At 41.4% G+C, this 25928-nt stretch carries 27 protein-coding genes; 7 read left to right on the forward strand and 20 right to left on the reverse strand.

What is annotated here, in order from left to right; genetic code table 11:
- Window positions 1-264: 264 nt before the first annotated feature.
- From NSQ25_RS14365 to NSQ25_RS14375, 3 genes are all read right to left on the reverse strand, one after another.
- Window positions 265-2241 carry a methyl-accepting chemotaxis protein gene (locus tag NSQ25_RS14365; protein ID WP_041115845.1) on the reverse strand — a complete coding sequence of 659 codons (1977 nt, stop codon included), beginning with the start codon at window positions 2239-2241 and terminating at the stop codon, window positions 265-267.
- A 173-nt stretch (window positions 2242-2414) separates the two neighbouring features.
- The gene (locus NSQ25_RS14370) at window positions 2415-4406 is read right to left on the reverse strand and encodes a methyl-accepting chemotaxis protein (RefSeq protein ID WP_070325956.1); all 1992 of its coding nucleotides are present in this window, start codon (window positions 4404-4406) and stop codon (window positions 2415-2417) included.
- A gap of 126 nt (window positions 4407-4532) precedes the next feature.
- Window positions 4533-6524 carry a methyl-accepting chemotaxis protein gene (locus NSQ25_RS14375; protein WP_214755415.1) on the reverse strand — a complete coding sequence of 664 codons (1992 nt, stop codon included), beginning with the start codon at window positions 6522-6524 and terminating at the stop codon, window positions 4533-4535.
- 156 nt (window positions 6525-6680) lie between these two features.
- On the opposite strand from NSQ25_RS14375, the gene NSQ25_RS14380 reads away from it, so the two are divergent.
- On the forward strand, window positions 6681-7421 hold the full coding sequence (locus NSQ25_RS14380; RefSeq protein ID WP_034282523.1) for a protein-glutamine gamma-glutamyltransferase: 741 nt from the start codon (window positions 6681-6683) through the stop codon (window positions 7419-7421).
- Window positions 7422-7442: 21 nt separating this feature from the next.
- Here NSQ25_RS14380 and NSQ25_RS14385 read toward each other — a convergent pair whose 3' ends face one another.
- The 6 genes from NSQ25_RS14385 to NSQ25_RS14410 form a co-directional block, all read right to left on the reverse strand.
- The gene (locus NSQ25_RS14385; RefSeq protein ID WP_065215238.1) at window positions 7443-7691 is read right to left on the reverse strand and encodes a hypothetical protein; all 249 of its coding nucleotides are present in this window, start codon (window positions 7689-7691) and stop codon (window positions 7443-7445) included.
- 24 nt (window positions 7692-7715) lie between these two features.
- Complete coding sequence (locus NSQ25_RS14390; RefSeq protein ID WP_214755414.1) at window positions 7716-8747, reverse strand: nitronate monooxygenase; 1032 nt, start codon at window positions 8745-8747, stop codon at window positions 7716-7718.
- A 16-nt stretch (window positions 8748-8763) separates the two neighbouring features.
- Window positions 8764-9165 carry a secondary thiamine-phosphate synthase enzyme YjbQ gene (locus tag NSQ25_RS14395; protein WP_034282527.1) on the reverse strand — a complete coding sequence of 134 codons (402 nt, stop codon included), beginning with the start codon at window positions 9163-9165 and terminating at the stop codon, window positions 8764-8766.
- 113 nt (window positions 9166-9278) lie between these two features.
- Window positions 9279-10571, reverse strand: coding sequence for a hemolysin family protein (locus NSQ25_RS14400; protein WP_024423287.1), 1293 nt, complete (start codon window positions 10569-10571; stop codon window positions 9279-9281).
- Between the two features lie 48 nt (window positions 10572-10619).
- Complete coding sequence (locus NSQ25_RS14405; protein ID WP_024423288.1) at window positions 10620-11294, reverse strand: zinc metallopeptidase; 675 nt, start codon at window positions 11292-11294, stop codon at window positions 10620-10622.
- Between the two features lie 80 nt (window positions 11295-11374).
- Complete coding sequence (locus tag NSQ25_RS14410) at window positions 11375-11599, reverse strand: hypothetical protein (RefSeq protein WP_070325959.1); 225 nt, start codon at window positions 11597-11599, stop codon at window positions 11375-11377.
- Between the two features lie 126 nt (window positions 11600-11725).
- Between NSQ25_RS14410 and NSQ25_RS14415 the strand changes: the two genes are divergently transcribed.
- Window positions 11726-12712 (forward strand): potassium channel family protein, encoded by a 987-nt coding sequence (locus NSQ25_RS14415; RefSeq protein WP_034282528.1) that lies wholly within the window; start codon window positions 11726-11728, stop codon window positions 12710-12712.
- Here the strand turns inward: NSQ25_RS14415 and NSQ25_RS14420 are convergent.
- From NSQ25_RS14420 to NSQ25_RS14440, 5 genes are all read right to left on the reverse strand, one after another.
- Window positions 12709-13110: a YugN-like family protein gene (locus NSQ25_RS14420; RefSeq protein WP_024423291.1), complete on the reverse strand. Its 402-nt coding sequence runs from the start codon at window positions 13108-13110 to the stop codon at window positions 12709-12711. The genes NSQ25_RS14415 and NSQ25_RS14420 overlap by 4 nt on opposite strands.
- Window positions 13111-13139: 29 nt before the next feature.
- Complete coding sequence (locus NSQ25_RS14425) at window positions 13140-13358, reverse strand: spore germination protein (RefSeq protein WP_046313371.1); 219 nt, start codon at window positions 13356-13358, stop codon at window positions 13140-13142.
- A gap of 111 nt (window positions 13359-13469) precedes the next feature.
- A complete protein-coding gene (locus NSQ25_RS14430) occupies window positions 13470-14825 on the reverse strand; it encodes a glucose-6-phosphate isomerase (RefSeq protein ID WP_041107612.1) in 1356 nt (451 codons plus the stop codon).
- Between the two features lie 126 nt (window positions 14826-14951).
- Window positions 14952-16124 (reverse strand): iron-containing alcohol dehydrogenase, encoded by a 1173-nt coding sequence (locus NSQ25_RS14435; RefSeq protein ID WP_326135715.1) that lies wholly within the window; start codon window positions 16122-16124, stop codon window positions 14952-14954.
- Window positions 16125-16245: 121 nt separating this feature from the next.
- On the reverse strand, window positions 16246-17409 hold the full coding sequence (locus NSQ25_RS14440; protein WP_034282535.1) for an iron-containing alcohol dehydrogenase: 1164 nt from the start codon (window positions 17407-17409) through the stop codon (window positions 16246-16248).
- A gap of 144 nt (window positions 17410-17553) precedes the next feature.
- Between NSQ25_RS14440 and NSQ25_RS14445 the strand changes: the two genes are divergently transcribed.
- The gene (locus tag NSQ25_RS14445; RefSeq protein ID WP_003212952.1) at window positions 17554-17790 is read left to right on the forward strand and encodes a DUF378 domain-containing protein; all 237 of its coding nucleotides are present in this window, start codon (window positions 17554-17556) and stop codon (window positions 17788-17790) included.
- Between the two features lie 234 nt (window positions 17791-18024).
- On the opposite strand, the gene yugI is transcribed toward NSQ25_RS14445, so the two are convergent.
- The 3 genes from yugI to NSQ25_RS14460 form a co-directional block, all read right to left on the reverse strand.
- Window positions 18025-18417: a S1 domain-containing post-transcriptional regulator GSP13 gene (gene yugI, locus NSQ25_RS14450; RefSeq protein ID WP_007500519.1), complete on the reverse strand. Its 393-nt coding sequence runs from the start codon at window positions 18415-18417 to the stop codon at window positions 18025-18027.
- 218 nt (window positions 18418-18635) lie between these two features.
- Entirely contained in the window at window positions 18636-19829 is a 1194-nt protein-coding gene (locus tag NSQ25_RS14455) for an aminotransferase (RefSeq protein ID WP_065215234.1), read from the reverse strand.
- Complete coding sequence (locus NSQ25_RS14460; protein WP_003213765.1) at window positions 19830-20330, reverse strand: Lrp/AsnC family transcriptional regulator; 501 nt, start codon at window positions 20328-20330, stop codon at window positions 19830-19832.
- Window positions 20331-20529: 199 nt separating this feature from the next.
- Between NSQ25_RS14460 and NSQ25_RS14465 the strand changes: the two genes are divergently transcribed.
- Window positions 20530-21330: an alpha/beta hydrolase gene (locus NSQ25_RS14465; protein WP_240491055.1), complete on the forward strand. Its 801-nt coding sequence runs from the start codon at window positions 20530-20532 to the stop codon at window positions 21328-21330.
- Here the strand turns inward: NSQ25_RS14465 and NSQ25_RS14470 are convergent.
- A complete protein-coding gene (locus NSQ25_RS14470; protein WP_034282542.1) occupies window positions 21327-21587 on the reverse strand; it encodes a DUF1871 family protein in 261 nt (86 codons plus the stop codon). The two genes, NSQ25_RS14465 and NSQ25_RS14470, sit on opposite strands and share 4 nt — an antisense overlap.
- A gap of 83 nt (window positions 21588-21670) precedes the next feature.
- Here NSQ25_RS14470 and NSQ25_RS14475 point away from each other — a divergent pair, with 83 nt between their 5' ends.
- Both NSQ25_RS14475 and NSQ25_RS14480 read left to right on the forward strand, forming a co-directional pair.
- Window positions 21671-22846 (forward strand): MalY/PatB family protein, encoded by a 1176-nt coding sequence (locus NSQ25_RS14475; RefSeq protein WP_326135717.1) that lies wholly within the window; start codon window positions 21671-21673, stop codon window positions 22844-22846.
- A gap of 330 nt (window positions 22847-23176) precedes the next feature.
- On the forward strand, window positions 23177-24469 hold the full coding sequence (locus NSQ25_RS14480) for a HAMP domain-containing sensor histidine kinase (RefSeq protein WP_034282546.1): 1293 nt from the start codon (window positions 23177-23179) through the stop codon (window positions 24467-24469).
- Here the strand turns inward: NSQ25_RS14480 and NSQ25_RS14485 are convergent, their stop codons facing one another.
- Window positions 24470-24649: a hypothetical protein gene (locus tag NSQ25_RS14485; RefSeq protein ID WP_034282549.1), complete on the reverse strand. Its 180-nt coding sequence runs from the start codon at window positions 24647-24649 to the stop codon at window positions 24470-24472.
- 92 nt (window positions 24650-24741) lie between these two features.
- Between NSQ25_RS14485 and NSQ25_RS14490 the strand changes: the two genes are divergently transcribed.
- Window positions 24742-25134 (forward strand): kinase-associated lipoprotein B, encoded by a 393-nt coding sequence (locus NSQ25_RS14490; protein WP_025094193.1) that lies wholly within the window; start codon window positions 24742-24744, stop codon window positions 25132-25134.
- Here NSQ25_RS14490 and kapD read toward each other — a convergent pair.
- Window positions 25131-25748 carry a 3'-5' exonuclease KapD gene (kapD, locus tag NSQ25_RS14495; protein ID WP_046313361.1) on the reverse strand — a complete coding sequence of 206 codons (618 nt, stop codon included), beginning with the start codon at window positions 25746-25748 and terminating at the stop codon, window positions 25131-25133. The two genes, NSQ25_RS14490 and kapD, sit on opposite strands and share 4 nt — an antisense overlap.
- Between the last annotated feature and the right edge of the window lie 180 nt (window positions 25749-25928).

The following is a 25928-nucleotide window of genomic DNA, read 5'->3' on the forward strand; positions in this document are numbered from 1 at the left end:
TATATGCATCGAATGGAAAAACACCTGACGTTTTGGCGTCAGGTGCTTAAGATTGTTGACAAAGGGCTAAAATGTTCTTGATTTTAGCCCTTTGTCTTCTTTTTCAGTGTGATAGAAAACCTTTGCAGTCTAGGAAGGACGAGTACCGGAGCGGAGCGAATAAAAGATTCGTGAGCACCGGCACGCAGACCTGACACCAAATGCGAGGGTTTGTCTACACGCTGAAACACCTGACGTTTTGGCGTCAGGTGTTTCGCTACTCTCTTACATTTTAAATTGTTTAATAAGCTCCCTTAGTTCTTCTGCCATCTGAGATAAAGTGGCAGAAGATGAGCTGATCTCTTCCATAGATGCAAGCTGTTCTTCTGCTGATGCCGCGATATCTTGGAAGCCTGCTGAGCTTTCTCTTGAGAGCTCTTTGATTTGATTCACCGCATGAGAAATATCATTTGAGCCATGCGATAGCTCTTCGGCTGATCTGTTCATTTGTTTCATTTGTTCTGTCATTTCTGATGTTTTATCAGTGATTTTCTCAAAACTCACTTTCGTTTCATCTGTAATGTTTAATCCAGATTGTACTTCACCTGCTACTTGTTTAAACATTTTCTGCGATTTTTCTATTTCCTCCACAATTTCGTTCGTCAGGCTTTCAATTTCTTTTGAAGAGCTTCCTGACTGCTCTGCCAGCTTGCGGACTTCTTCTGCGACAACAGAGAAGCCTCTGCCTGCTTCACCTGCTCGTGCGGCTTCGATCGCAGCGTTTAAAGCAAGGAGATTCGTTTGATCCGCAATACCGTTGATGACCCCAAGAATGTTTGTAATATCCTTTGATTTCTGCTCCAAGCCTGCAATGACAAGCTCTGCTTCTTTTACTGCCTGCTCAATCGTTTGCATTTGACCTGCTGTTTTTTGAACGAGTTCTCCTCCAGCCTGAGCAGTTTTGCTCGATTCGATCGACGATTCCATCATATGAGAGGTTGTGTCGACCATATGCGATAAGCTCCGATCCATTTCGTTTAACTGAACTGAGCTTTTTTCGATCATATCATTTTGATGTTCAGTGCTGTTTGAGAACTGTTCAATAGATGATGTGATATGCTCGGTCGCTTGAGCTGTCTGTCCTGCACTTGCCGTTAACTCTTCAGACGAAGCAGCAACATTTTCAATGGAATTTTGGACAGCTTGAATGACTTGTTTCAGCTTTGCTGACATGTCGTTAAAGCTCTGCGCTAGCTTACCAATTTCATCGTGCGTACGAACTTCAATATGCTGGGTCAAATCACCTTGACTGATTTTTTCAGCCGATTCAGAGAGCTCTATCAGTGGCTTTCGAATCGATTTAATAATAAAATAAATCGCGATTCCGCCAATGGCAATCGCAGCCGCAAGAATGATCATTGTTAAGTCGAGCACTGGCTGTGCGGCTTCTTTTACTTCATTCACATACATCGTTCCAGCAAGCTTCCAGCCGGTTGCTTCATTTGTGTCAAAAAACATTTGCTTCGGCTGGCCATTGTATTCATATTCAAAGCTGCCTTCTTTTTTATCATATAGTTTTGAGATGAAGTCACCAGTCAGCTTTGTCCCAGCCTTATCGGTTTTATGGGCCACATAACGCTGATCTGATGTGGCGATAAACGCATAGCCTTCTTGGCCAATTTTGATGCTGTTTGTATCTTTTACAACCGTATTTAAGCGTACATTCACCCCGATCACACCAGATCCATCTGCTAGCTGTTCTGATATTGTGATGAGCAGGTCATCTGATGACTTATCGGCAAAAGGATCTGAAATGATGAGTTTCTTCTCTCCCATCGATTTCTGAAACCAAGTTTCATTTTTTGCGCTCTTTGCATTACCTTTGTGAATCTCCGAATATTCAGTTAGTTTACCATTTTGATCTGCAACAAATACTTCTACTACATCGTCATCTGTTTCCGATAATTGCTCTAATTTCACTTTGAGTAAATCTTTGTTTTTAGCAGTCAATTCACCCTTTTTGATCGATTTAGATAAGTATGAAACCATGTCAATTTTAGGCTGTATATCTTTATTAATGAGTTCGTTTAATTGTTGAACACCATTTGCAGCACTAGACATAATCTCATCATTAAGAGACTTTGATGCCACTTCATAAGAAAATGCAGCCAATACGAGAATTGGCACTAGGAGAATCGCTAAGAATGCAGTAATTAATTTCTTCGACATCGTAAAGTGCTTAAAAAAGTTGATTTTTTTCATGACTCTACTCCTTTTGATTTATGATTTGTGGTCTTCCTCTTCTATTCTTAGGTAATATGAATTATTTTTCAAGGAATAATGTTCAAAAAACCCAAAAAATAAGTATAATTACCCATTTCTTTTGATTTACCCAATGAAAAAGAGCCTCTATCTGGAGGCTCTTTTCTTCCTGTCTATTCAACCTTAAATTTGCTAATTAAATCGCGTAATTCTTCTGCCATCGAAGAGAGTGTGGCAGAGGACGAGCTGATTTCTTCCATTGATGCCAGCTGTTCTTCTGCTGAAGCAGCAATGTCTTGAATATTTGCCGAGCTTTCACGTGATACATCTGCGATCTCACGAACAGCCTCTGACACATGTGCCGAGCCTTTTGAAAGCTGAACAACGGTTTGATTCATTGTTTGAAGCTGGTCAGAAATTTCTTTTGTCATTTCGAAAATATTGTGGAAGCTTACTTTCGTTTGTTCAGTGAAGCTTAGGCCTGATTGAACTTCTCGATTCACCGCAGTGAATACTTCCTGTGATACGTCAATATCTTGTACGATTTCTTTAATCAAATTCTCAATTTCTTTTGCCGAGTTGGCAGATTGAACCGCCAGTTTTCTTACTTCTTCTGCTACAACGGAGAATCCTCTGCCAGATTCACCAGCTCTTGCTGCCTCAATCGCTGCATTTAGCGCAAGTAAATTCGTTTGATCGGCAATTCCATTGATGACACCGAGAATTTGGGTAATGTCTTTCGATTTACTTTCAAGTGCACTGATGACATTCTCTGCTTTTTTCACGGACTGATCAATGACATTCATTTGAGAAGCGGTTTTTTCAACAAGCTGGCCGCCTTCCCCTGCGATATCTGTTGATTTGATCGATGAAGCAGTAATGGATTCAGCCGATTCATTCATATTCTGAAGACCGCGGTTCATTTCCTCTAACTCTTCTGAGCTCAATTCGACTTTATCATTTTGGCTTTCATTTCCGCTGGAGAATTGTTCAATGGCTAGTGTAATATGCTCTGTTGCTTTACTTGTTTGTCCTGCGCTGGCCGTCAGTTCTTCTGATGAAGATGCGACATTCTCGACTGAAGTTTGAACGGCTCCAATGAGAGATCGCAATGAGTCAATCATCGTATTAAAGCCTTTACCGACTTGTCCAATTTCGTCATCTGACTGGATCTGAAGCTTATCGCGTAAATCACCTTCGCTGACTTTTTTCGAGAAGCGGGCAAGATTGGATAATCTTTTTGAAATAGAGCGGACGATAAAGAAAATGAGGGTTCCTGCAACAATGAGTGTGACACTGAATACGATAATGGCTGTATTGAAAACGGGCTTTGCCGCTTCTTCTACTTCAGATACGAGCATCGTTCCACCAATTTTCCAGCCGGTTAATTCATTGGTGACATATGCAACCTTTTTATCTGTTCCTTTGAGGGTATAGCTGCCGCTTCCTTCTTTATTTTTAAAAATAATACTGGCCAGATTTTCATTGACTTGACTTCCTGGCTTTTGGGTTGGATCTGCTAAAACTGTTTTATCTTTCTCCATGATGAAAGCATAGCCTTTTTGCCCAATTTTGATTTCTTTTAGTTTTTGGAGCAGGCTGTCAATTTCCATATCAAGACCAATGACACCTGAACCATCTTTCATTTTTTGGGCAATTGTGATAACCATTTTGCCTGTGGATGCTGCTACATATGGTTTTGTGATGACTTGTTTGCCGTTTTCTGCTTTCAATGCCTCTTGATACCATGGACGTTCTCTTGGATCGTAGCCATCTGGCATCTTTTGAACTGGATATTGCATAAACAATCCCTTTTCAGAGCCTGCATAGATTGCGGATACATCTTTTTCATTAATTTTTCCAAATTGCTGTAATTCTTTAATGGTCGCATTTCTATTTTTTTCTTCAAGATTAGACGCTTTGAGCGAGTCTGAAAACAGTGTCACAGCATCTGATTTGTTGCCAATATTCTCATTGATTAAGGTATCAAATGCATTAACCTGACTCATCGCACTGCCCATAATCTGTTTGTCTAGCTCTGTCTTTGATGTAAAAAACGCACTAATTGTCAGTGCCACAGTTGGCAGAATAAGGACGACCAAAAAGGCAATGATTAATTTCTTTGAAATGGATGGTTTTTTGAACCATTGGATCATTTTTCCCATTTTAACTTTCCCCCTTTACTTCTCTAAAGTTATTATCGGATGAAAGGTTTATTTTTAGAGGCTGGAAGGGAGGTTTAAAAATAAAAAAAAATATCCAGACAATTCTGGATATCTTTTCATCATCATTTAATTAATTTTAAATTGACTTGTGAGCTCTTTTAGTTCCTCTGCCATGTTGGCAAGTGTCACAGAGGAAGATGTGATTTCTTCCATAGATGCTAGCTGCTCTTCTGCAGAAGCCGCAATGTCCTGAATGTTTGCTGCGCTTTCTCTCGAGACTTGGCGCATCTCCTGCATCGCTTGTGAAACAAGCTTTGAACCGCTTGATAGGTCAATGGCTGTATCGTTTAATTGCGACAGTTTTTTCGACATTCCTTCTGCCGCCTCATAAATGTGCTGGAAGCTTTCTTTTGCTTCCTCTGTCATACCGAGTCCTGCGTTTACTTCTCGATTGACTGCTTTGAACATATCTTGAGATTTAGCAATTTCTAGTACAATTTCTTGGATGAGCTTCTCAATTTCTTTCGCTGAATCTGCGGATTGGACTGCTAGTTTTCTCACTTCTTCTGCAACGACGGAGAATCCGCGTCCTGATTCACCTGCTCTTGCTGCTTCAATTGCTGCATTAAGCGCAAGTAAATTCGTTTGATCCGCGATGCCATTAATGACATTTAAAATACTCGTAATATCTTTAGACTTGTATTCTAATTCTTTCATGACCTGCTCTGCTTCTTGTACAGATGTATCAATATGTTTCATTTGGCTTGCTGTGCTTTCAACAATTCGGCCGCCTTGACCAGCAGCTTCTGTTGATTGAATAGAGACAGCAGCCACTTCAGATGAGGTTTGTGACATATCTTGTAATCCTTCGTTCATTGCCACAAGCTGATTCGTACTAGATTCGACTTTCTCGTTTTGTGCTTCATTTCCATTTGAAAATTGTTCAATTGACATCGTGATATGCTCTGTTGCTTGACTCGTTTGGCTGGCACTTGCCGTCAGCTCCTCTGAAGCCGAAGCCACGTTGTCGACAGATTGCTGTACAGCGCGAATGACGTCACGAAGAGATTCACTCATCTTGCTGAAGCTTCTTGTGAGATCTCCTATTTCATCCTTCGATTTGGTTTCGAGGGTTTCTGTTAAATCCCCTTCACTCACCTTTTCTGAGAAATCAACAAGCCTTCTCAGTCCAATGGTAATCGAGCGAACAATGAAGAAGATAGCGACACCGCCAAGGATAAATGAAGAAATTAAAAGAATAATGGCAGAATTCCAAACTGGCTGTGCTGCTTCTTCTGTTTCTGATACAAACATCGTTCCAGCAATTTTCCAACCTGTTAAATCATTTGTGACAAAAACGATACGTTTTTGTTCTCCTTTATTCTCATAAGTTGATGTTCCTTCTTTGCCGCTGTAAAGGATTGATGAAATATTTCCTGTGACCTCAGATCCTGACTTTTCTTCTGGATGGGCTACAATTTGTTTGTCTTTATTTGCAATAATTGGATATCCTTCTCGTCCAATTTTAATTTCTTTGATTTTATCAACAATGTCTTGCACATCAATGTCGATTCCGATCGCTCCCGACCCGTCCTTCAGGCGCTGGGCAATCGTGACCACCATGCCGTTTGTTGTAGCAGAAATGTATGGATTGGTGACAACTGGCTCACCTTTTTCATCCTGCATCGCTTGCTGATACCAATCGCGTGTTGTTGGGTCGTAGCCTTTTGGCATGTCTACTTTAGGAAACTGAATGAAATCACGATTTTTACTTGCTGCATAAAATCCAACTACATCATCTTCGTTGATTTTGCTGTATATTTCAAAATGCTCATACAGTTCGTCCTGGTTTTTCTTTTTAAAGTCTGCAGCAGTAGTTGTTTGAGTAAAAAGTTTCACCGCGTTTTCTTTATTCAAAAGCTTTTGCTCGATCATGTCATTCATATCATTGACTCTTGCTTTTGCTCCGTACATGATTTCATGATCTAATTCTTCTTTGGCAATCTGATATGAAATCGTACTGAGTGTAATGATTGGCAAGACGAGAACAAGTGTGAATGAAATAATCAGTCTTTTGGAAATCGATGGTTTTTTCAACCATTTTATTGTACTTTTCATGTTTTTCCTCCTTTTAAACGATATGTTTTATATCGGACATCTTCATAGTATTTTCATGTTTTTCAAATAAAAAGGATGCTATTTTGTTTATTTTCACAAATTGATTCCTTGCCCAAGCACCCTGCATACGCTAATACAAAAGGGGGCGCTTTTCATATGATTATCCTTTCAGGACAGCCAGTGACAAATGAGCAGCTGGCATCTTTTCAGCTAGAGGGACAAAAGCGGATCATTTTGATGCAGTTACAGGCCTCGAATGATACGTTCCGCTATAGGCAAGCATCTGATTTGTTATTTGAGGTCACTTTAAGATCGAACATTATGAATGCTGCAAGAGATTTGAATAAAAGCGGTGCCTCATTCGCCATCTTTCAAAGGTCGCGTGCAAATGATGCGTTTTGGCGTGTGTCGGAAGCAGGAGCACTAGAGCTGCGCTATCAAGTGGAGCCATCAAGAGGCATTAAAGACATTTTTGAAAATGGCTCAAAATATGCATTTGAATGCGCAACAGCGATTGTCATTGTGTTTTATATGGGGGTTTTGCAAACAGTAGGAGAGGAGAAGTTTAATCGAAGACTTCGCAGTTTAACACTGTATGACTGGCACTATGATACTTTGTCGATTTATACAGAGCGCGGGAATGATTTTATCTATGGGGATTGTTTATATTTCGAAAATCCAGAGTTTAGCTATCAGCAGTCGCAATGGCGCGGGGAAAATGTGATTTACTTAGGAGAAGATCAATATTACGGTCATGGACTTGGAATTTTAACAGCGGCAGAAATTATCGACAAACTGAATAAGAGAAGACGGCCAGGTGCGGTTCAATCCGCTTATTTATTACCGCAGACTACCCGGATGGATGTAATTTATCTCAGGCAAATGTTTGGCAGCTAAAAAAAGCCTCTTGTCTATTGGTTATGACAAGGGGCTTCTGTATGCCTTGCGTTTACGATAATTTTGGAGTGTGCCAAGCATCGTGTTCGCAAGGATCTCCATTTCTTCTAAATCTTTTCTTGTGACCGGCGAGTCGTGCCGGCTCCATTTCACGTATCGAACAAAATAGTAATGACGAATGGGCGTAAGGACGGCAGGAGAATGAGGGAAATCATCAAACCAAAATTCAATCTGGCCTTTTTTTCGGTAGGAATGTTTTAAGATGTCCATCCTGTCACACCACCCATCATGATTTTATGTCTGCGTCAGTTCGTGCATGATGTCTTCAACGCTTAAAATCGAGTGAATACGTCCAACGCCCTGTCCTGCCCACAGAGCCATTTGATCAGGGTTACCGCCGGCAGCAGCTGCTTTTCGCATCGGTGTTGTGCATACATGCTGAACTGGGTAAGGAAGAACCCTATCTTCATGCAGACTTTCATCCTCCATCCACTGATTCACAATACCTCTCGCTCTTTTCCCAGAAAAAAGCCTTGTCACCCTAGTTTCACTGCCTTCTGCCTGTAAAATGGCTTTCTTGTATACCTCTGCCGCAGCACTTTCCTGGCTGGCTAAAAATCGTGTGCCGATTTGAACCGCATCCGCTCCAAGCGCTAGCGCTGCTTTCATACCTAATCGGTCCGTGATGCCTCCTGCTGCTATCAAAGGCACACGGCAGAGCGGTTTGACGTCAGAGATCAGACTGATCAGCCCCACCAAGGCGTCTCCTTTTGCACGTAAAAATGTGCCGCGATGTCCCCCTGCTTCACTTCCTTGCAGCACAATGGCATCCATTCCTTTTTCCTCTAGAAACAGTGCTTCCTCTTTTGTTGTCGCCGTTCCGATTAAAAAGATTCCCTTTTGTTTTAGGTGGTGAATCGTTTGTTCATTTGGACAGGCGAATGTAAAGGAAACGATCGGAACGTCTTCTTCCAGAAGAATGTTGATTTTCCGTTCAAAATCATCCCACAGCTCTTCTTCGCTTGGCATCCTATGAGCTTCGGGCCATACAGGCAGTCTCTTCTCCCAAAACGCCACATCCTCTTTTTTCACATCTGGAATTGGCTCTGGTACAAACACATTGACCTGAAACAGGCGAGATGTCAGCTGTTTGACCTGTCTAATCTGCTGTCTCAAATCGTCAGGCTGCACATATCCACTTGCCAAGCTGCCAAGCCCTCCGTAATTTGAAACAGCGGCTGCCAGCTGCGGTGTCACAGCTCCTCCTGCCATTGGTGCTTGAATGATTCCATGTTCGATTTGCAGTAACTTTTTGATGTCCCCCATTTATTTCCCCCATCTCTTACTCGTTTGACGACACTTGTACATAAAAATGACGATGCCTCGGCCCGTCAAACTCACAGAAATAGATTCCCTGCCACGTGCCAAGCACAAGATCTCCATCATGAATGAGAACATGCTGAGACGCCCCCATATAACTCGCTTTCATATGTGCAGCCGTATTTCCTTCCATATGGCGATCCTTTGGATGTTCCCACGGAAAAACTTCATCAAGCCGGCGAAGCATATCTCGTTTCACATCTGGATCCGCATTTTCATTAATGGTGATCCCTGCTGTCGTATGTGGACAATAGACGATGACAGTTCCGTTTTGTATGCCTGTTTCCCTGACATATTGGAGAACCTCATGTGTGACGTCGATCATATCATCGCGTCTGTCTGTTTGTAGATTGATTTTTTTCATATGAGCTGCTCCTTTTTCACGTTTCTATAAAAACCATACCCTTTTTATGTGAAACAAATCTTCTTATCTAAAGTTTACCAAGCAAAAAAACCTCGTCAAGCAATGCGAGGTTTTTAAGAAAAGTGAACCTTTTTGACTTCAATGGTTCGAATATGGTGGTCTTCAGCATCAATGATCGTAAATTCACAGCCTTCTGCTTCAATCGTATCCCCAATGTCAAAATCAAATTTATGCGTCATCATCCAGCCAGCAATTGTATCAACATCATCATTCTCAATGGCTAAATCCAATAAATCATTTACTTCATCAATCAATGCTTTCCCATCCATCACATAATGAAAATCACCTTTTTTAACGATGTGAGGTGTTTCATCCTGATCATATTCATCTCGAATCTCTCCGACAATTTCCTCTAATATGTCCTCCACTGTGACAAGTCCCGCTGTACCTCCGTATTCGTCTACGAGCACTGACATATGAATCCGTTCCTTTTGCATCAAAATGAGCAATTCTTGAACAGGGGTGCTTTCAATCACTCGGATCACCGGACGCATTAAGTCTTCAATCGATACATCTTGATTTAGAAAGCTGGCCTTAAATACATCTTTGCTGTTAATAACACCAATCACATGATCTTTGTCTTCTTTAATAACAGGGTAGCGTGTGTACCTTTCGTTCAGCATATAATGGGTCACGTCTTCTAAGGTCTGTTCAATCTCTATAGCTGAAATTTCTGTACGCGGAATCATGATCTCTCTTGCCACTCGGTTATCAAATTCAAAGATTTTATTCACATATTTGTACTCAGATTGGTTAATCTCACCCTTCTCATAGCTTTCAGATAAAATGAGACGCAATTCTTCCTCACTGATCGCCACTTCATGTTCTTTGACAGAATGATAACCAAATAATTTCACGATGCTTCGTGCAGCCCCATTTAATGCCTTAATAAACGGGTACATGACTTTATAGAAAAAGATGAGTGGTTTTGCTGTCACAAGGCTGACCGCCTCTGCCTTTTGAATGGCAATTGTTTTAGGCGCGAGTTCTCCCACAACGACATGTAAAAATGTAATGATCACAAATGCGATGATAAACGAAAGGATGTCAGTCAATGCAGAATGAAGCCCGATTTTTTCAAACAGCGGATGCAGAAAATGCTCCACCGTCGGCTCACCCAGCCACCCTAGACCTAAAGCCGTGATCGTAATGCCAAGTTGGCAGGCGGATAAATACTCGTCAAGATTTGATATTAGCTTTTGAACATGAATGGCTCTCTTATCCCCGCTTTCGATCAGCTGGTTGATTTTAGAGCCTCTAATTTTCACAATCGCAAATTCAGTGACAACAAAAAATGCTGTCGCAGCAATGAGTAATATGACTAAAAATACGTTTAAAATGTACAAAAAAACCCTTACCTAACAATGGTAAGGGCTCACCTCCTCTGGCATCAATTAATCATTACGGCCATTTAGGAAGATCATTACAAAACGGAGCAATTCAAACAGGGAGACAAGGGCCGCTGCTACGTATGTCAGAGCTGCAGCATTTAACACCTTGTTCACACCTCTTTCTTCACTGCTTCTAATGATTCCTTCTGAAACAATGATATCTTTTGCACGAGAACTTGCATTAAACTCGACAGGCAATGTCACAAGCTGAAAGAATACAGCTGCTGAGAACAAAATGATCCCAAGCCCGATTAAGTTAAGGCTGCTGAGCAAAATTCCACCAAGGAAAAGAAGCGGAGCAACACCAGATGCAAAGTTCACGACAGGAAAGATCTTATGTCTCAAAACAAGCGCACCATAGGATTCCTGATGCTGCAAGGCATGTCCAACCTCGTGTGATGCGACTGAAATGGCCGAAATGGAGTGGCCGTAGTACACAGGTTCAGATAAACGAACCACACGCTGCGTCGGGTCGTAATGATCAGTCAAAGTTCCTCTTACCGGTTCAACAGGCACGTCGTATAACCCGTTGCGATCTAAAATATATCGAGCGGTTTCAGCACCTGTTTTCATACTGGATGCTTCCACCTTTGAATACTTTTCAAAATTATTCTTCACTTTAAATTGTGCCCAAAATGATAATCCCAATGCGGCAAATGTTAAAAAATAAAAAAACAGCATGCTCATCAGCTTCCTTTTATTTTATATATTTATTTACAATTTTAATGACTTTTATGTACCATGTACAGCAAAAAGCACTAGGTCTTTTTCAGGGGGATAACCGCACCAACGAAAAAGAAGAACACACCTAAGCAAGCTGTATAAAAGGTTCCCGTACCATAAAGGTCTTGAAAAAAGTGCAGCCATGAAAAATCATTCATAAAATGATTCACAGCATTTAAATCAAACACGAGTAAGATGACAGCTGATGATAAAAAGTGCACACCAATAAAAAGAAGTACGGTCTTTTGAACAAACGACATTCGAATTCCCTCCTTCTTCTCCCTTATTTTAAGATATGGGTTCTATTTCAATACATGACGAAGATGAAAAAATGTTTCCTCAATCGGGCATACTGACATTAGCAGCCTCCTGAAAGGAAGAGTCCGATGAAATCAAACCGTATCTTTATCGCTTGGCTAAGGTGGCCACTTTATCTTCGAATTGCCATTATCATCTGTTTCTTGCTTCTCTTTTTTGGACAATTAATCGTTTTACTTGAACCGAAGCAATATCATACGATCTTTGATGGGATCTGGTGGGCGCTTATTACAGTCTCTACGGTTGGTTACGGTGATTTTGTGCCGCAAACCATGCCAGGGCAGGTGGCAGGTATGGCGCTCATTTTTATCGGAGCCAGCTTTGTCACCGCTTATTTCGCCACACTTGCCGCCGCTGTATTCAGCAAGCAGCACCATTATGTTGAGGGCAAGGTAGCCTTTAAGGGGAATGGACACCTCATTATCGTCGGCTGGAATGAGAAGACAAACAAACTGCTTCAGTCGTTTCAAACGATTGATCCAGCCATGCCGATTGTGCTGATTGATGACTCCTTGAAAGAAGGGCCTCTTTTGGAAAATGTTCATTTTATTAAAGGACATGGGACCGAAGATGTCACACTTCGTAAAGCCAACATTACCGGTGCAGATGCAATCATGATTACCGCGGATCAGCATGAAAATGAAGTGACAGCCGATATGCAGAGTGTTTTAACCTTACTTGCAGCAAAAGGATTAAACCCTTCTCTATATTGTTTAATTGAAATCTTAACAGATCGTTACGTGAAGAATGCCGAGCGTGCTGGCGCCAACCAAGTCATTCATACCTCTGATGCTGTCAATCATTTAATGGTTGAACATTTTCTGATAAAGGAACAGCTTACGGCGTTTAAGAAAAAACGACATATGACGCTGCATAAACACGTCACCATCATACCTGTACCGGCTTCATTGGCTGGAGAAACATTCTTAACGGCGCTCCATCACTTTCTAGAGCATCATGTAATTATCGTTGGCGTACAAAAAAAAGAAGGACCCATGATGAATCCTCCCTTTGGCTATGAGCTTCATCCAGAGGATGAATTGATCAGCCTTTAAAGCAGTGCGTCTTCTAATTCCTTGACGAGCGAAAAGCCAATCTCAGCATAAGCCTTTGATACATCCCCATCTTTCTCTTTTGGTTCTTGGAATTGATTAAAGGATGCACCCACATTTCCAACCATCGCATGATCATCTAACTTATCTTGATAGACATGCTTTAAGAGAAATGGATGTCCCATTTTCACCACAACACCTGGCTGATCGAGCTGGCCTTTCTCGGCTGTAAAAGGAACTCTGAGAAAGGTATAGCCATCACGGTTATCAATTTTATAATCAAAATACCCGTGATCATAATCCCAGTTGCCATTAATGACATAACCGAGCGGCTTCATCGTTTCTTCTAAATGGTAAAGTGAAAAGCTTTCACCAGGCAGCCTGGATGGTACATGAATCATACGAAACCCTCCTTTTTGTATAGGGTTCGTTAAAGAGAGGAATTCATACATTTCCCCCTCGTGATTTGTACATTGTTTGTAAACGCGGCATCAAACAGGCTTTGATTGGATGATTGATTCGTCTCGTTATCACTGCCGGAACCCGCTGTTTCCTTCGTAGCACTCTTAGAACAAATGCGTCCGACATTGCCAAAGTTAACGATCGCCTGCCCAGAAATATCATGAATATATATATGATTCGTCCTCATTTTTCACCCTCCTCCATTCATTATTCTATGTACAGCACACAGGAAAGCTTGCACAGGAACCTGAAGAAAACAAAAAAGGCACACCTTTATGAAAAGGTGTGCTTTTTGTTCTTATGATTGTTTTAAACGGCTTTCAAGCTCAGCTTTTTTCTCTTCGAAGCCTGGTTTTCCTAGTAAAGCAAACATATTCACTTTATAAGCTTCTACTCCAGGCTGATCAAATGGATTGACGCCTAGTAAATATCCTGACATCGCACATGCTTTCTCAAAGAAGTACACGAGGTATCCGAATGTATAAGCATCCATCTCAGGAATTGTCACGATAAGGTTCGGTACTTTTCCATCTGTATGGGCAAGCATCGTTCCTTCAAATGCTTTTTTATTGACGAAATCAACCGTTTTTCCTGCCAGATAGTTCAAGCCATCAAGGTCTTGTTCTTCTGCTTCAATTACAAGCTCATGTCGAGGCTTGTCTACACTCACGATTGTTTCAAACAAGTCTCTTCTTCCTTCTTGAACATATTGACCAAGTGAATGAAGATCTGTTGAGAAGTTAGCAGATGAAGGATAGATTCCTTTTTCATCTTTCCCTTCACTTTCACCGAATAATTGCTTCCACCATTCTGCGAAATATTGCAGACCTGGCTCATAGTTAATCAGCATTTCAATCGTTCTGCCTTTATTGTAAAGGACATTGCGGACGACAGCATATTGGTAAGCCGCATTTTCAGAAAGCTCCGATGAAGCGAAGTCTTCGCTTGCTTTTGCTGCACCTTCCATCATCTGATCAATATCTGCACCGCTCACAGCGATTGGCAAAAGACCGACTGCTGTTAATACTGAATAGCGTCCACCAACATCATCCGGGATGATAAATGATTCGTAGCCTTCTTCAGTTGCTAATGTTTTAAGTGCACCGCGTGCCTTGTCAGTTGTCGCATAAATACGTTTTTTCGCTTCTTCAGCACCGTATTTTTCAATGAGGAGCTTTTTAAAGATGCGGAACGCAATGGCTGGCTCTGTTGTTGTACCAGATTTTGAAATCACGTTAATGGAGAAATCTGCATCTTCCAATAGATCCATTACATCTGTTAAATAAGAAGAACTGATGTTGTTTCCAATAAAAATGATTTGCGGTGTCTTGCGCTTGCCTTTTGGCAAAGTGTTATAGAAAGAATGGTTCAAAAATTCAATCGCGGCACGTGCCCCTAGATATGACCCGCCGATTCCGACAACGAGCAGGACGTCAGAGTCAGATTTAATTTTGTCTGCACTTTTTTTAATGCGGGCAAATTCTTCGCGGTCATATTGCTTCGGCAAGTCCACCCAGCCTAAATAGTCACTGCCTGCACCCGTTTGTTCATGAATATTATGATGGGCTACCTTCACAAAATCTTTTAAATATGTAAGCTCATGTTCTTGAAAGAAAGGTAACGCTTTCGAGTAGTCAAATTGAATATGTGTCATCGCTTGTAAGCCCTCCATTACGTTAGTTCTGTCCCTTTCACTTTAGCGGAACTAGCTTTTGAAATCAAGTGATCGTCACTGGCATGGCAAAAAGCCGCTTCTCTTGATGAGAAGCGGCAATCTGGATTATAAAGAAGCTTTCAAAATGGATAGAATATCATCACGGTTAAGTTTCATAAAGTTACCAAAACCACCGTATTCCATTTCTTTTGCTGCAATGTCGGCAATTTTGTCCAGCTGATCTTCACCAATATCATAATCCGCTAAACGGCTTGGTGCACCGAGACTTGTCCAGAACGCTGACAGTTTGTCGATCCCTTCTAATGCGATGTCACGATCTGACTTTCCGTCTGTTTCGATGTCAAACATGTTCAGCATAAGGTTTTTAAAACGTTCTACATTATGATCGAGCGTGTGGCGCATCCAGTTTGGGAAGAGGATAGCAAGCCCGCCTGCATGCGGAATGTCATAGACAGCCGATACAGCATGCTCAATCGTATGGGACGCCCAGTCGCCAAAGTAACCCATTTGCAGCGTGCCATTTAAAGCAATCGTTGCTGCATATAGAATCGTTTCACGATGCTCATAGTTTTGTAAGTCTTCCAGCAGTTTTGGTGCTGTCTCGATGACTGTTTGAAGAACAGCAAAACACATCCGGTCCTGTAAAGGCGTGTTTTTCACATTATGGAAGTATTGCTCAAAAACGTGGCTCATCATATCGACCATACCATACACCGTCTGGTTTTCTGGCACAGAATACGTATGCTCAGGGTCTAGAATTGAAAAAGCAGGGTGAGTGACAGAGCTGCCCCACACATATTTTTCATTCGTTTCCCAGTTTGTGATGACAGAGTCTGGATTCATTTCCGAACCAGTTGCTGCAAGTGTCAGCACTGTGCCAAACGGCAGTGCTTTTTGAGCGGTTGTTTTTTTTGAAATAATATCCCACACATCACCGTCATACTCTGCTCCGGCTGCAATTGCTTTTGTACAGTCGATCACACTTCCGCCGCCAACGGCTAATAAGAAATCAATGTTCTCCTTTTGGCAGATATCGATTCCCTTTTTCACTGTTGTGAGGCGCGGGTTTGGTTCAACGCCAGACAGCTCAAACACTTCTGCATCTGCTTCATTTAACGCTCTGATGACATTGTCATAAAGACCATTTTTCTTAATGCTCCCTCCGCCATATACAAGTAACACTCGTTTTCCATAACGAGCGAGTTCGCTTTTGAGTCCTTCTAGCTGTCCTTTTCCAAACATCAATTTTGTTGGATTATAGTAAATAAAATTCTCCATCTGTTGAAACATCTCCTTACAACGAATATATCCAAAAACATGAAAGACTACTGTAACATATGTACACGATGAACTCAAAAAAAGATAACTGCCCGCAAGCAGCTATCCCTTTATTGTTCAATTATAAAGAAGCGTTCAAAATGGCTAAAACATCTTCTTTGTTCAGCTTTTTAAATTGACCAAATTCACCGCGTGCCATTGCACGGTCTGCAATTAAATCAATTTTCTCATCGTTGATGTCATAATCCGCTAAACGACTTGGTGCACCAAGACTTGTCCAGAAAGCTGACAGCTTGTCAATTCCTTCTAAGCCGACTTCTTCATCTGTTTTGCCCGCAGGATCTACATCGAATACACGGACCGCTAATTGTTTAAAACGGCCTGGGTTTTCTTGAATCACATGTTTCATCCAGTTCGGGAACAAGATTGCAAGACCGCCTGCATGGGGGATATCATAAACAGCTGATACTGCATGCTCAATGTTATGAGAAGCCCAGTCACCACGTGCCCCCATTGAAAGCATGCCATTAAGCGCAATTGTGCCAGTGAATAGAATCGTTTCACGGAGCTCATAGTTCTCTAGATCGTTGATCAACTTCGGTGCCGTTTCAATGACAGTGCGAAGAAGTCCTTCACACATACGATCTTGGTAAGGTGTATTTTCTGTGTGATGGAAATATTGTTCGAACACATGTGACATCATGTCAACCATGCCATAAATCGTATGGTTTTTAGGCACAGTGAATGTGTTGACTGGATCAAGAATAGAGAATTTCGGGAAAACTGCTGGACTTCCCCAGCCATACTTCTCATTTGTTTCCCAGTTTGTGATGACTGATCCAGAGTTCATTTCAGAGCCTGTTGCGGCAAGTGTTAACACAGTACCGAACGGAATAGCTTCCATTGGGACGTGCTTGCGTGTCACGATATCCCAAGCATCTCCATCGTACTTCGCACCAGCTGCGATTGCTTTCGTCGCATCAATGACACTGCCGCCGCCAACTGCCAAAATAAAATCAATGTCGTTCTCTTTGCAAAGTTCGACCCCTTTTCTTACTGTTGTTAAGCGCGGGTTAGGCTCCACACCAGCAAGTTCAGTGATTGCAGCTCCTGATTCTTTTAGGATGCTGACAACTTGGTCATAAAGGCCGTTTCGTTTAATACTGCCTCCACCATATACAAGTAATACGTTTTTTCCGTAGTGTTTGAGTTCATCTGAAAGGGCTGATACTTCTCCCTTTCCAAAAATTAATTTCGTTGGGTTCCAATAAGTAAATCGATCCATGTGATCTCCTCCTCGCGCTACATTATGCGCCTCATTCATTCCAAAAGTAAAGTAATTTGCTTTCATCCATTTTCTTACGCATAGTTTGGCTAAAAATCTGCAAAATATAAATGTATTGATGCTGTAGCGAAAGGAGGAATCACGATGAGTGCTATTCAGCGTATTGCCCTCGTGCTCACGATTATCGGTGCTATTAACTGGGGACTAATCGGCTTTTTTCAATTTGACTTAGTAGCAGCGATCTTTGGCGGACAAGGTTCTGCATTATCACGTATTATTTATGGTCTTGTTGGAATTGCAGGTCTTGTCAACCTTGGTCTGTTGTTCAAACCAAGCGAAGAAGCTGTTCGCCGTGACGAGCCGAACCCAGAAGTTCGTTAAATAAAAGGACATAAAAAAGGCTGCCTACATGAGGCAGCCTCAGCATGTAGACAAACCCTCGCATTCTTTGTCAGGTCTGCGCGCTGGTGCTCACGAATTCTAAATTCGTCCGCAAAAGTGCCCGCTTTTCCTAGACTTCAAAGGTTTCCTATCACGCTGAAAAAGAAGACAAAGGGCTAAAATTTTAGCCCTTTGTCAACAATCTAAAGCACCGTTTGAAGCGGTGCTTTTTTATTATTTCTTGATAAGGTCTTTACGGTTTGATTGCTCAATCCACTCTTCAAGTTTATCTTTAAGCGTATTGAAACCTTGTGGTGCAGCAGCTTCTTCTTTCACTTGCTGTGGTCTTTGTTTCTTTGGTTTGCTTTCTTTTCTTTCAGGTGCATCTTGTGTCGCACGGATAGAAAGGCTGATTTTACCTGCATTTTCATCAACAGAAAGAACTTTTACTTGTACTTCGTCACCAATTGAAAGGTGCTCGTTGATGTCTTTTACAAAGCCATGTGTTACTTCAGAAATATGCACAAGTCCTTGAGTTTCTTCATCTAATGCAACAAACGCACCATACGCTTGTAATCCTGTTACTTTACCAGTGTAAACACTGCCTACTTCAAACTTTGTCGCCATGATAACAACTCCTAAATAAATGTTTTAATATTCGTTTATACGCAATTAAAAACTATATCACAGAACAGGCAGTTACGCAAAATATTTTTTAAATGGGTTTAGATGAGATCAAAAGAGGGAATACCTGAAAACAAGAATGCTTTCTAGTATTCCCCCCTAATTTGTGAGGCATGAGTCCATTTGGATTGATGCCTTTTTTTATTTTAAGATGGCTGATGTTATTTTAAGATGGCTGATGCTTCTTCCTTCACTTGTCGAGCCTGCAAAAAGCGCTGAATTCTTGAAAGTGATTCCTGAAGATGATCAAGTGACGAAGCATATGAACAGCGGATATGACCTTCACCGCTCGGTCCGAAAACATTCCCAGGAACAACGGCCACTTTTTCGCTTAGGAGCAGCTCCTCAGCAAATTGTTCTGACGTCATGCCTGTGCTTTTAATCGATGGGAACGCGTAAAACGCTCCATTTGGCTGGTGGCATGTAAGTCCTAGTTCATTAAGGGAGCCGACAAACAAATTACGGCGTCTTCTATAGCTTTTCTTCATTTTCTCTACATCTTCAAGCCCATTTTTTAATGCTTCTTCTGCCGCATATTGTGCCATCGCCGGCGCGCACATCATAGAATATTGATGTATTTTCAGCATGGCATCGCGCAGTACAGGTGGTGCTGCCACATATCCTAAACGCCAGCCCGTCATGGCAAACCCTTTAGAAAAGCCTGAGATCAAGATCGTTCTTTCCTTCATATCTTGAATAGCCGCCACGCTTGTAAAAGCTTCATCGTATGTCAGCTCTGCATAAATCTCATCCGTAATAATGAGCAGGTCATTCTCTTTCGCAAATTGAGCAATATCTTCAAGCTCTTCCTTTGAATAAACAGACCCAGTCGGATTTGATGGCGAGCAAAGCAAAATGGCTTTTGTCTTCGGCGTCAGCTTTGTGCGAAGATCAGCAGAATCTGCTTTGAAATCTTTTTCAGCGGTTGTACTTAAATAGACAGGCACGCCGCCTGCAAGTGTCGTAAGTGCCCCGTATGCTACGAAACAAGGCTCTGGAATGATCACTTCATCCCCGCTGTTTAAAATCGCACGAAAGGCCAAATCAAGTGCCTGGCTTCCGCCAACTGTGATAATGAGTTCTTCTTCTGGACTGTAGTTAATGTGAAACCGCTTATATAAATAGTGGCTCAGTTCTTTTCGCAAAGAAATTAAACCTGCATTCGCCGTATAAGAGGTCAGCCCTTGTTCTAATGACATAATACTTGCCTCTCTGACATTCCAAGCTGTCACGAAATCTGGCTCGCCGACACCAAGGGAGATAACCCCCTCCATTGTGGCAGCCAAATCAAAGAATTTCCGAATACCTGACGGCTGAATGCTTTGTACCGTTTCAGATAAATAAGACTTTTTCATTTAAGGAGACACCACGATTCTTTTGTCATCGTCTCCTGTTTCAAACACTTTCCCATCATGTTTATATCTTTTCAAAATAAAGTGGGTAGTTGTTGAAACAACGGAATCAAGTGTCGATAATTTTTCAGATACGAAGCGGGCAATATCAGACATTGATCTTCCGCGGATCACAACGGAAAGATCGTAAACACCTGACATGAGATAGACAGACTCCACTTCCTGAAACCGATAAATCCGTTCAGCAATTTCATCAAATCCGACGCCTCTTTTTGGTGTCACTTTTACATCAATCATTGCTGTAACGCCTTCATGACCATCCACTTTTCGCCAGTCAATCATGGTTGAATAATCAATAATGACTTTTTGATCTTCAAGTTTTTGAATGATGGCTTCGGCTTCTTCTGTTGTCACGCCTGCCATTTTTGCAATTGTATTTAAATCGGCGCGGCTGTTTTCATCTAAAATCTCTAATATTTCAGTTTCTTTTTCTGTTAGTTTCATTTGATTTCACACCTCAGATTATAAAAGCTAGTTTTAAAAAATCTTCTGAACATTATAGCACGTTTTTCCCATTATGCTAAGCAGGGAAAAGATTCTAATAATAGCTTAAAATCCACTTTTTAGGGTACAATACAGTCACCTAACAGAGAGAGTATCAAGTATCGGAGTGAAGAATGTGGACATTGTTCAGCCAGCTTATATGAAAAGTACATTCGGTTTAGATATCTATTACGAGCACTATCCAAATGAAGGCAAAAAGACATTGATCTTAATTCACGGTCTCTTCTCTTCTACCTTCAGCTATCGAAAGCTCATCCCGCTTCTGAAACAGGACTTCAATTTAATTGCAATTGATCTGCCGCCATTTGGACAGTCCGAGAAGTCGAATACGTTTATTTACAGCTATCGCAACATGGGAAAAATTATTATAGAGCTAGCTGGTTATTTACAGATTCGGCATGCGATTCTAGTGGGTCATTCAATGGGTGGACAAATCGCCTTATACGCTGCATCTGAACGGCCGGACCTATTTGAAAAGGCGGTTCTATTGTGCAGCTCTGGCTATTTGAATAAGTCAAAAAGATCACTTGTTTACAGCACATATATTCCTTATTTTTATCTGTATCTAAAAAGAAAGCTTTTAAAACAGGGCATTATGAAAAATTTAACGGCTGTTGTGCATGATCATTCCATCATTGATCAAGAGATGGTCGACGGCTATTTAAAGCCGTTTTCAGATGATCAAATCTTTCGGGGGATATTTCGTTTGATTCGGCACCGGGAAGGAGATTTGACCTCGGACGTTTTAAAGAAAATGGAAACACCCGTGCTGCTCATTTGGGGCGAGGAAGATCGAATCGTTCCTATTCAAATAGGCGAAAGACTGCACAAAGATCTGCCAAATTCAACCATGCATGCATTAAAAAAAACCGGGCACCTCATTCCTGAGGAAAATCCGGTCTTTGTGTCTGATCAAATCGGACAGTTCAGCCTGTCTTAGCGTGAACAGGAGCTGCTGTCTCTTATGGCAAAAAGCTGATTCGCTGTATGCTGACAGCTCTCTAGCGGAAGAAGCTGTTCAAATGAGTGATGGTAGATGGCTTGAATCTCTTTTGCTAAAGATAACGGGTCTTCTGCGTCGTATAATGCACTGATGACGTCAGCAGGCTCCGTTTCATAAAAATCCTCTCCATAATGAAAAGGGTCCCATGCCTTAATGAATTGAATCATCTCTTCTACAGCTTGACTATCTTTCATCGATATCACCGCTTATAATAAATTTTGTGATGTTTATTTTAGCACAACCAAGAATGGTTGAAAAACAGCTAGAGGTGGGTTTCATGAATTTCGACGAACAGATCATACGTAAAGGTTCAAAATCAGTGAAATGGGATCAAGCAGAGTCTTTGTTCCTGACAACAGATGCCCTCCCGATGTGGGTGGCTGATATGGATTTTAAAGCGCCGCAGGTCGTCCTTGATGCATTGAAAGAGCGATTAGACCACGGTGTATTTGGCTATGCATTTCAAGATCAGGATACGCAGCAGGCAGTCGCTGGATGGCTCAAAAGAAGACATGGATGGACAATTCAGACAGATGCCGTCACCTTCACACCAGGAATTGTAACGGCACTTAGTTTTGCTGTTCAAGCCTTTACAGCACCGCACGACGAAGTAGTTATACAGTCACCAGTGTATACACCTTTTTATCAAATGATTGAACGAAATGGACGTACAGTCTCAACCAATCCTTTAAAAATAGAAAACAACCGCTATATGATGGATTTTGATGATTTAGAGAAAAAACTGAGCAGACCACAAGCAAAGCTCATGTTCCTTTGCCATCCGCATAATCCGTCCGGAAGAGCATGGTCAAAAGAGGAATTAAAGCGAGTCGGAGACCTATGTGTGAAGCATGGAGTCACAGTCGTTTCAGATGAGATTCACTCGGATTTGATGCTTTACGGGAATCAGCATGTGCCCTTCGCCAGCCTTTCTGACGACATTGCACATATCACGGTAACGTGTATTGCGCCGAGTAAAACCTTTAATCTAGCAGGGCTCCAGGCATCTGCTATTATCATTTCAAATGAAGAAAAAAGAACCCTTTTCACGAATGAAGTGCAAAGAAACGGACTGTCCAAACTGAATGCCTTTGCGATTCCAGCAATGGAAGCAGCATACCGCCACGGGGATGAGTGGCTTGATGCCCTTGTTCTTTATCTCGAAGGCAATATGAAAACGGCGATGGACTATATCGACGAAAATCTTCCAAATATGCGTTATATGAAACCAGATGCTTCTTATTTATTGTGGCTGGACATTCGGGATTATCAATTCAGTCAAGCGGAATTGAAACGGAATCTGCTGAAAAAAGGGAAAGTGATCCTAGAGCTTGGCCACGTGTACGGACACGAAGGAGACGGCTTTATTCGGATGAATCTCGGCTGTCCTGCTGAAACAGTCAAAGAAGGACTGAAACGTCTCCACCAAGCGTTCACGCTATCAGCTGAATAAGACCTATACGATAGAAAGAACATCCTAACGGGTGTTCTCAGCGTGTAGACAAACCCTCGCATTCTTTGTCAGTCCTGCGTGCTGGTGCTCACGAATGTCAAATTCGCTCCGCGCCAGTACTCGTCCTTCCTAGACTTCAAAGGTTTTCTATCACGCTGAAAAGAAGACAAAGGGCTAAAATCAAGATCATTTTAGCCCTTTGTCAACAATCTGAGAACATCCTAACGGGTGTTCTTTTTAAAGAAAAAAACCCTCCTTTTATCATATCTACTTTGTACATGAAATGATATAATGAGAGGAATTACAATTATTTACGAGGAGAGCATTTAAATGGAAATGTTCAAGGATTTTCTGCTCCATGTATCTTTTATTCTATTTCCAATCTTTTTATATCATGCGCTATGGCTAAGCCGGACCCCTGCTCATTTCCCAAAAACGAATAAACTGCTCATCACAGTATTCGCATCCATCTCTTCAGCACTATGTATTATGTATCCAGTTGGTTCGATTTTAGATTTGCAGACTGGGCTTCAATCCATTCCCCTTGTGCTTGCTATTTTATACGGAGGATACATGGCGGGGATCGTTGCCATCTTGATAAGCATCATTGTCAAATTCGTGATGTACGGCTCTTTCTTATGGATTGGGCTCATCGTTGTCCCAATTTACTTTTTCATCCCATTCCTGTTCTACCGAAAATGGCATCAATATTCGAAGCCAAATAAGCTGTTTTACGGAGTGCTTATCGGTTTATCCAAAGGATTCTTTATTTACATTGGCCTGCTTGCGGTCAGCTTAATGGCATACAGCCCAGCTTTTATTATGCAGCAAAAGCTCCTTGAGTTATTTTTCTCAACTCTTTACTACATATTCTTTCTTGTGCTCAGTATCTATTCCATTGAATTCGTGAAAGAAAATGCGGAAATGAGATCACAGCTTGTCCAGTCAGAAAAACTGACCATTGTAAGTGAACTTGCTGCAAGCGTTGCCCATGAAGTACGCAATCCGCTGACAGTTGTGAGAGGCTTTATTCAATTGCTCTTTTCGAGTGATAATACAAAAGAACCACCTGCCAATAAAGATTATAAGAATCTCGTTCTGTCCGAGTTAGACCGTGCGCAGGACATTATCACGAGCTATCTTGACATTGCAAAACAAAACTATTATCAAATTGAATCTCTTAATCTCTCTAAATTACTTGAGGAATGTGCATCACTGATGACATCCTATGCGAATTTTAAATCGGTCACAATTCATCAATCCATTGAACCTGACTTATACATTCAAGGGGATGTAACGAAGATCAAGCAAGTCATGATTAATTTAATCAAAAATGCGATAGAAGCGGCTCCTGAACATGAAGGGAAAATAGAACTTTTTGCTTCAAAAGAAAATCATAAGATCTGCCTTTATTTCGTTGATAACGGTGTAGGTATGACAGAAAGCCAAATGAAAAAGCTTGGCGAACCCTATTACACCTTGAAAAATAAAGGGACTGGGCTTGGGCTGACAGTGACTTTTTCTATTATTGAAAATCACCATGGAACCATTCGTTTCAAAAGCTCGCTGCAATCTGGAACAACCGTCACCGTGAAATTTCCTGAAGATACAAGAAGAAAATGATTAATCCATTTTTTTTGTTCTTTTTTCATCTATGCGCTCCTGCTTCTTAGATGCACGAACGATGAGCCGAAAACAAATAAACGCAGCAATAAAGAAAATCACCGTGGTGATAGCCGCTGGGATGTACTCCCTTTTATCTTCAGGAAAATATAGTAGAAAAAGTACGATGAACGACATCATTCGCCATTCCCCCCCTTTTGCTCGTTTACTTCACTATATTGGCTAAAAGAAATGAAATACCTTCCGATGAGAAGGAATTGGAGGAATTTCACATGACAGACATTCAAATTGGACAAGTTGTGAAAGGTTTTTATAAAACAGGTGTATACGTTGGGGAAGTGACAGCAGTGAAACCATCGACCTATCTCGTTCAAGTAAAAGCCGTTCTGACCCATCCCACTCAAGGCGACCTGCATCATCCGAAAGAAGCAGACGTGCCTTTTTTCCAAGAGAGGCGGGCTTTGGCCTATAGAGAACAAACAAATATTCCTCATCATATGGTGAAGCCTTATGATGGCGATATACCTGATTATGAAGAGTCACTGAAAGAAGCTGTAGATAAATTGAAACAAGCACTCCGTGCGGATGATTCTAAATGGGCTGAAAAATCAAGAGCGTGCCTATCTTCTCTTGAAAAAGATTATTTTCCAGAAGACGTCCGCTAATCAGCCGAATCAAAAAAATGTGAGAAATCGATCAGCTCACCAATTTTGGTTGTTTGCGGATTTTCCACATAGGCTCTGTCTTTTTCAAAAAGGGTGAACAGCTGATAAGTCGTCATGGCATCATCGAGTGCTTTATGATGCTTACCAGCTCCTTCACTGCCGTATTCCTTTGCCGCTTTTCGAAGCCCTGTCAGTGTGCGGTCACCAAAAAAGGTTTTATATTCAAAAGCCAGATCCCTCAGCTTCCCCTTAAAAGGAAAGGTAATATGATTGAGCATACAATTTTGCTTCAGTACCTTCATGTCCATGTTGCCCCACGTAATAATCTCACAATTCTCTCCCCCATCAAGTGACACGAGCTTCTCGATAAACGCCTCAAATGAAATCCCGCTCTCTACATCCTCCTGCGTAATTCCGAGGAAAGATTTACAGCGCTTCGTCAGCTTCGGGAACTTTTTCGGTTTGACGTAGCTAGAGAATGTGTCTATGATCGTTTCATCTGCTGCTTTCACTACCCCAGCTTCAATAATTTCAGGAAAAAAGTTTTGTGGATGATATTTTCCATCAGGCATCGTAAATTCAAAATCGACCACAAGCACCGTCTTCTGTTCCACCAGTTTCACCTCACTTTTTCGTCAGCTTTTCATTCTCATACCATTATATTAAGACGGACCTTGAAATCACTTCATTTTCGTGAAAATAATGCAGATTCACTATGCCCAACCTATTCATCTGATGAAAGATCGTTTATTTTCCTATATAATTATTAAGGAACACGAAATAAATAAAGAAGG

This window comes from Bacillus sp. FSL R5-0512, assembly GCF_038593295.1.
GTDB classification, from domain to species: domain Bacteria; phylum Bacillota; class Bacilli; order Bacillales; family Bacillaceae; genus Bacillus; species Bacillus safensis.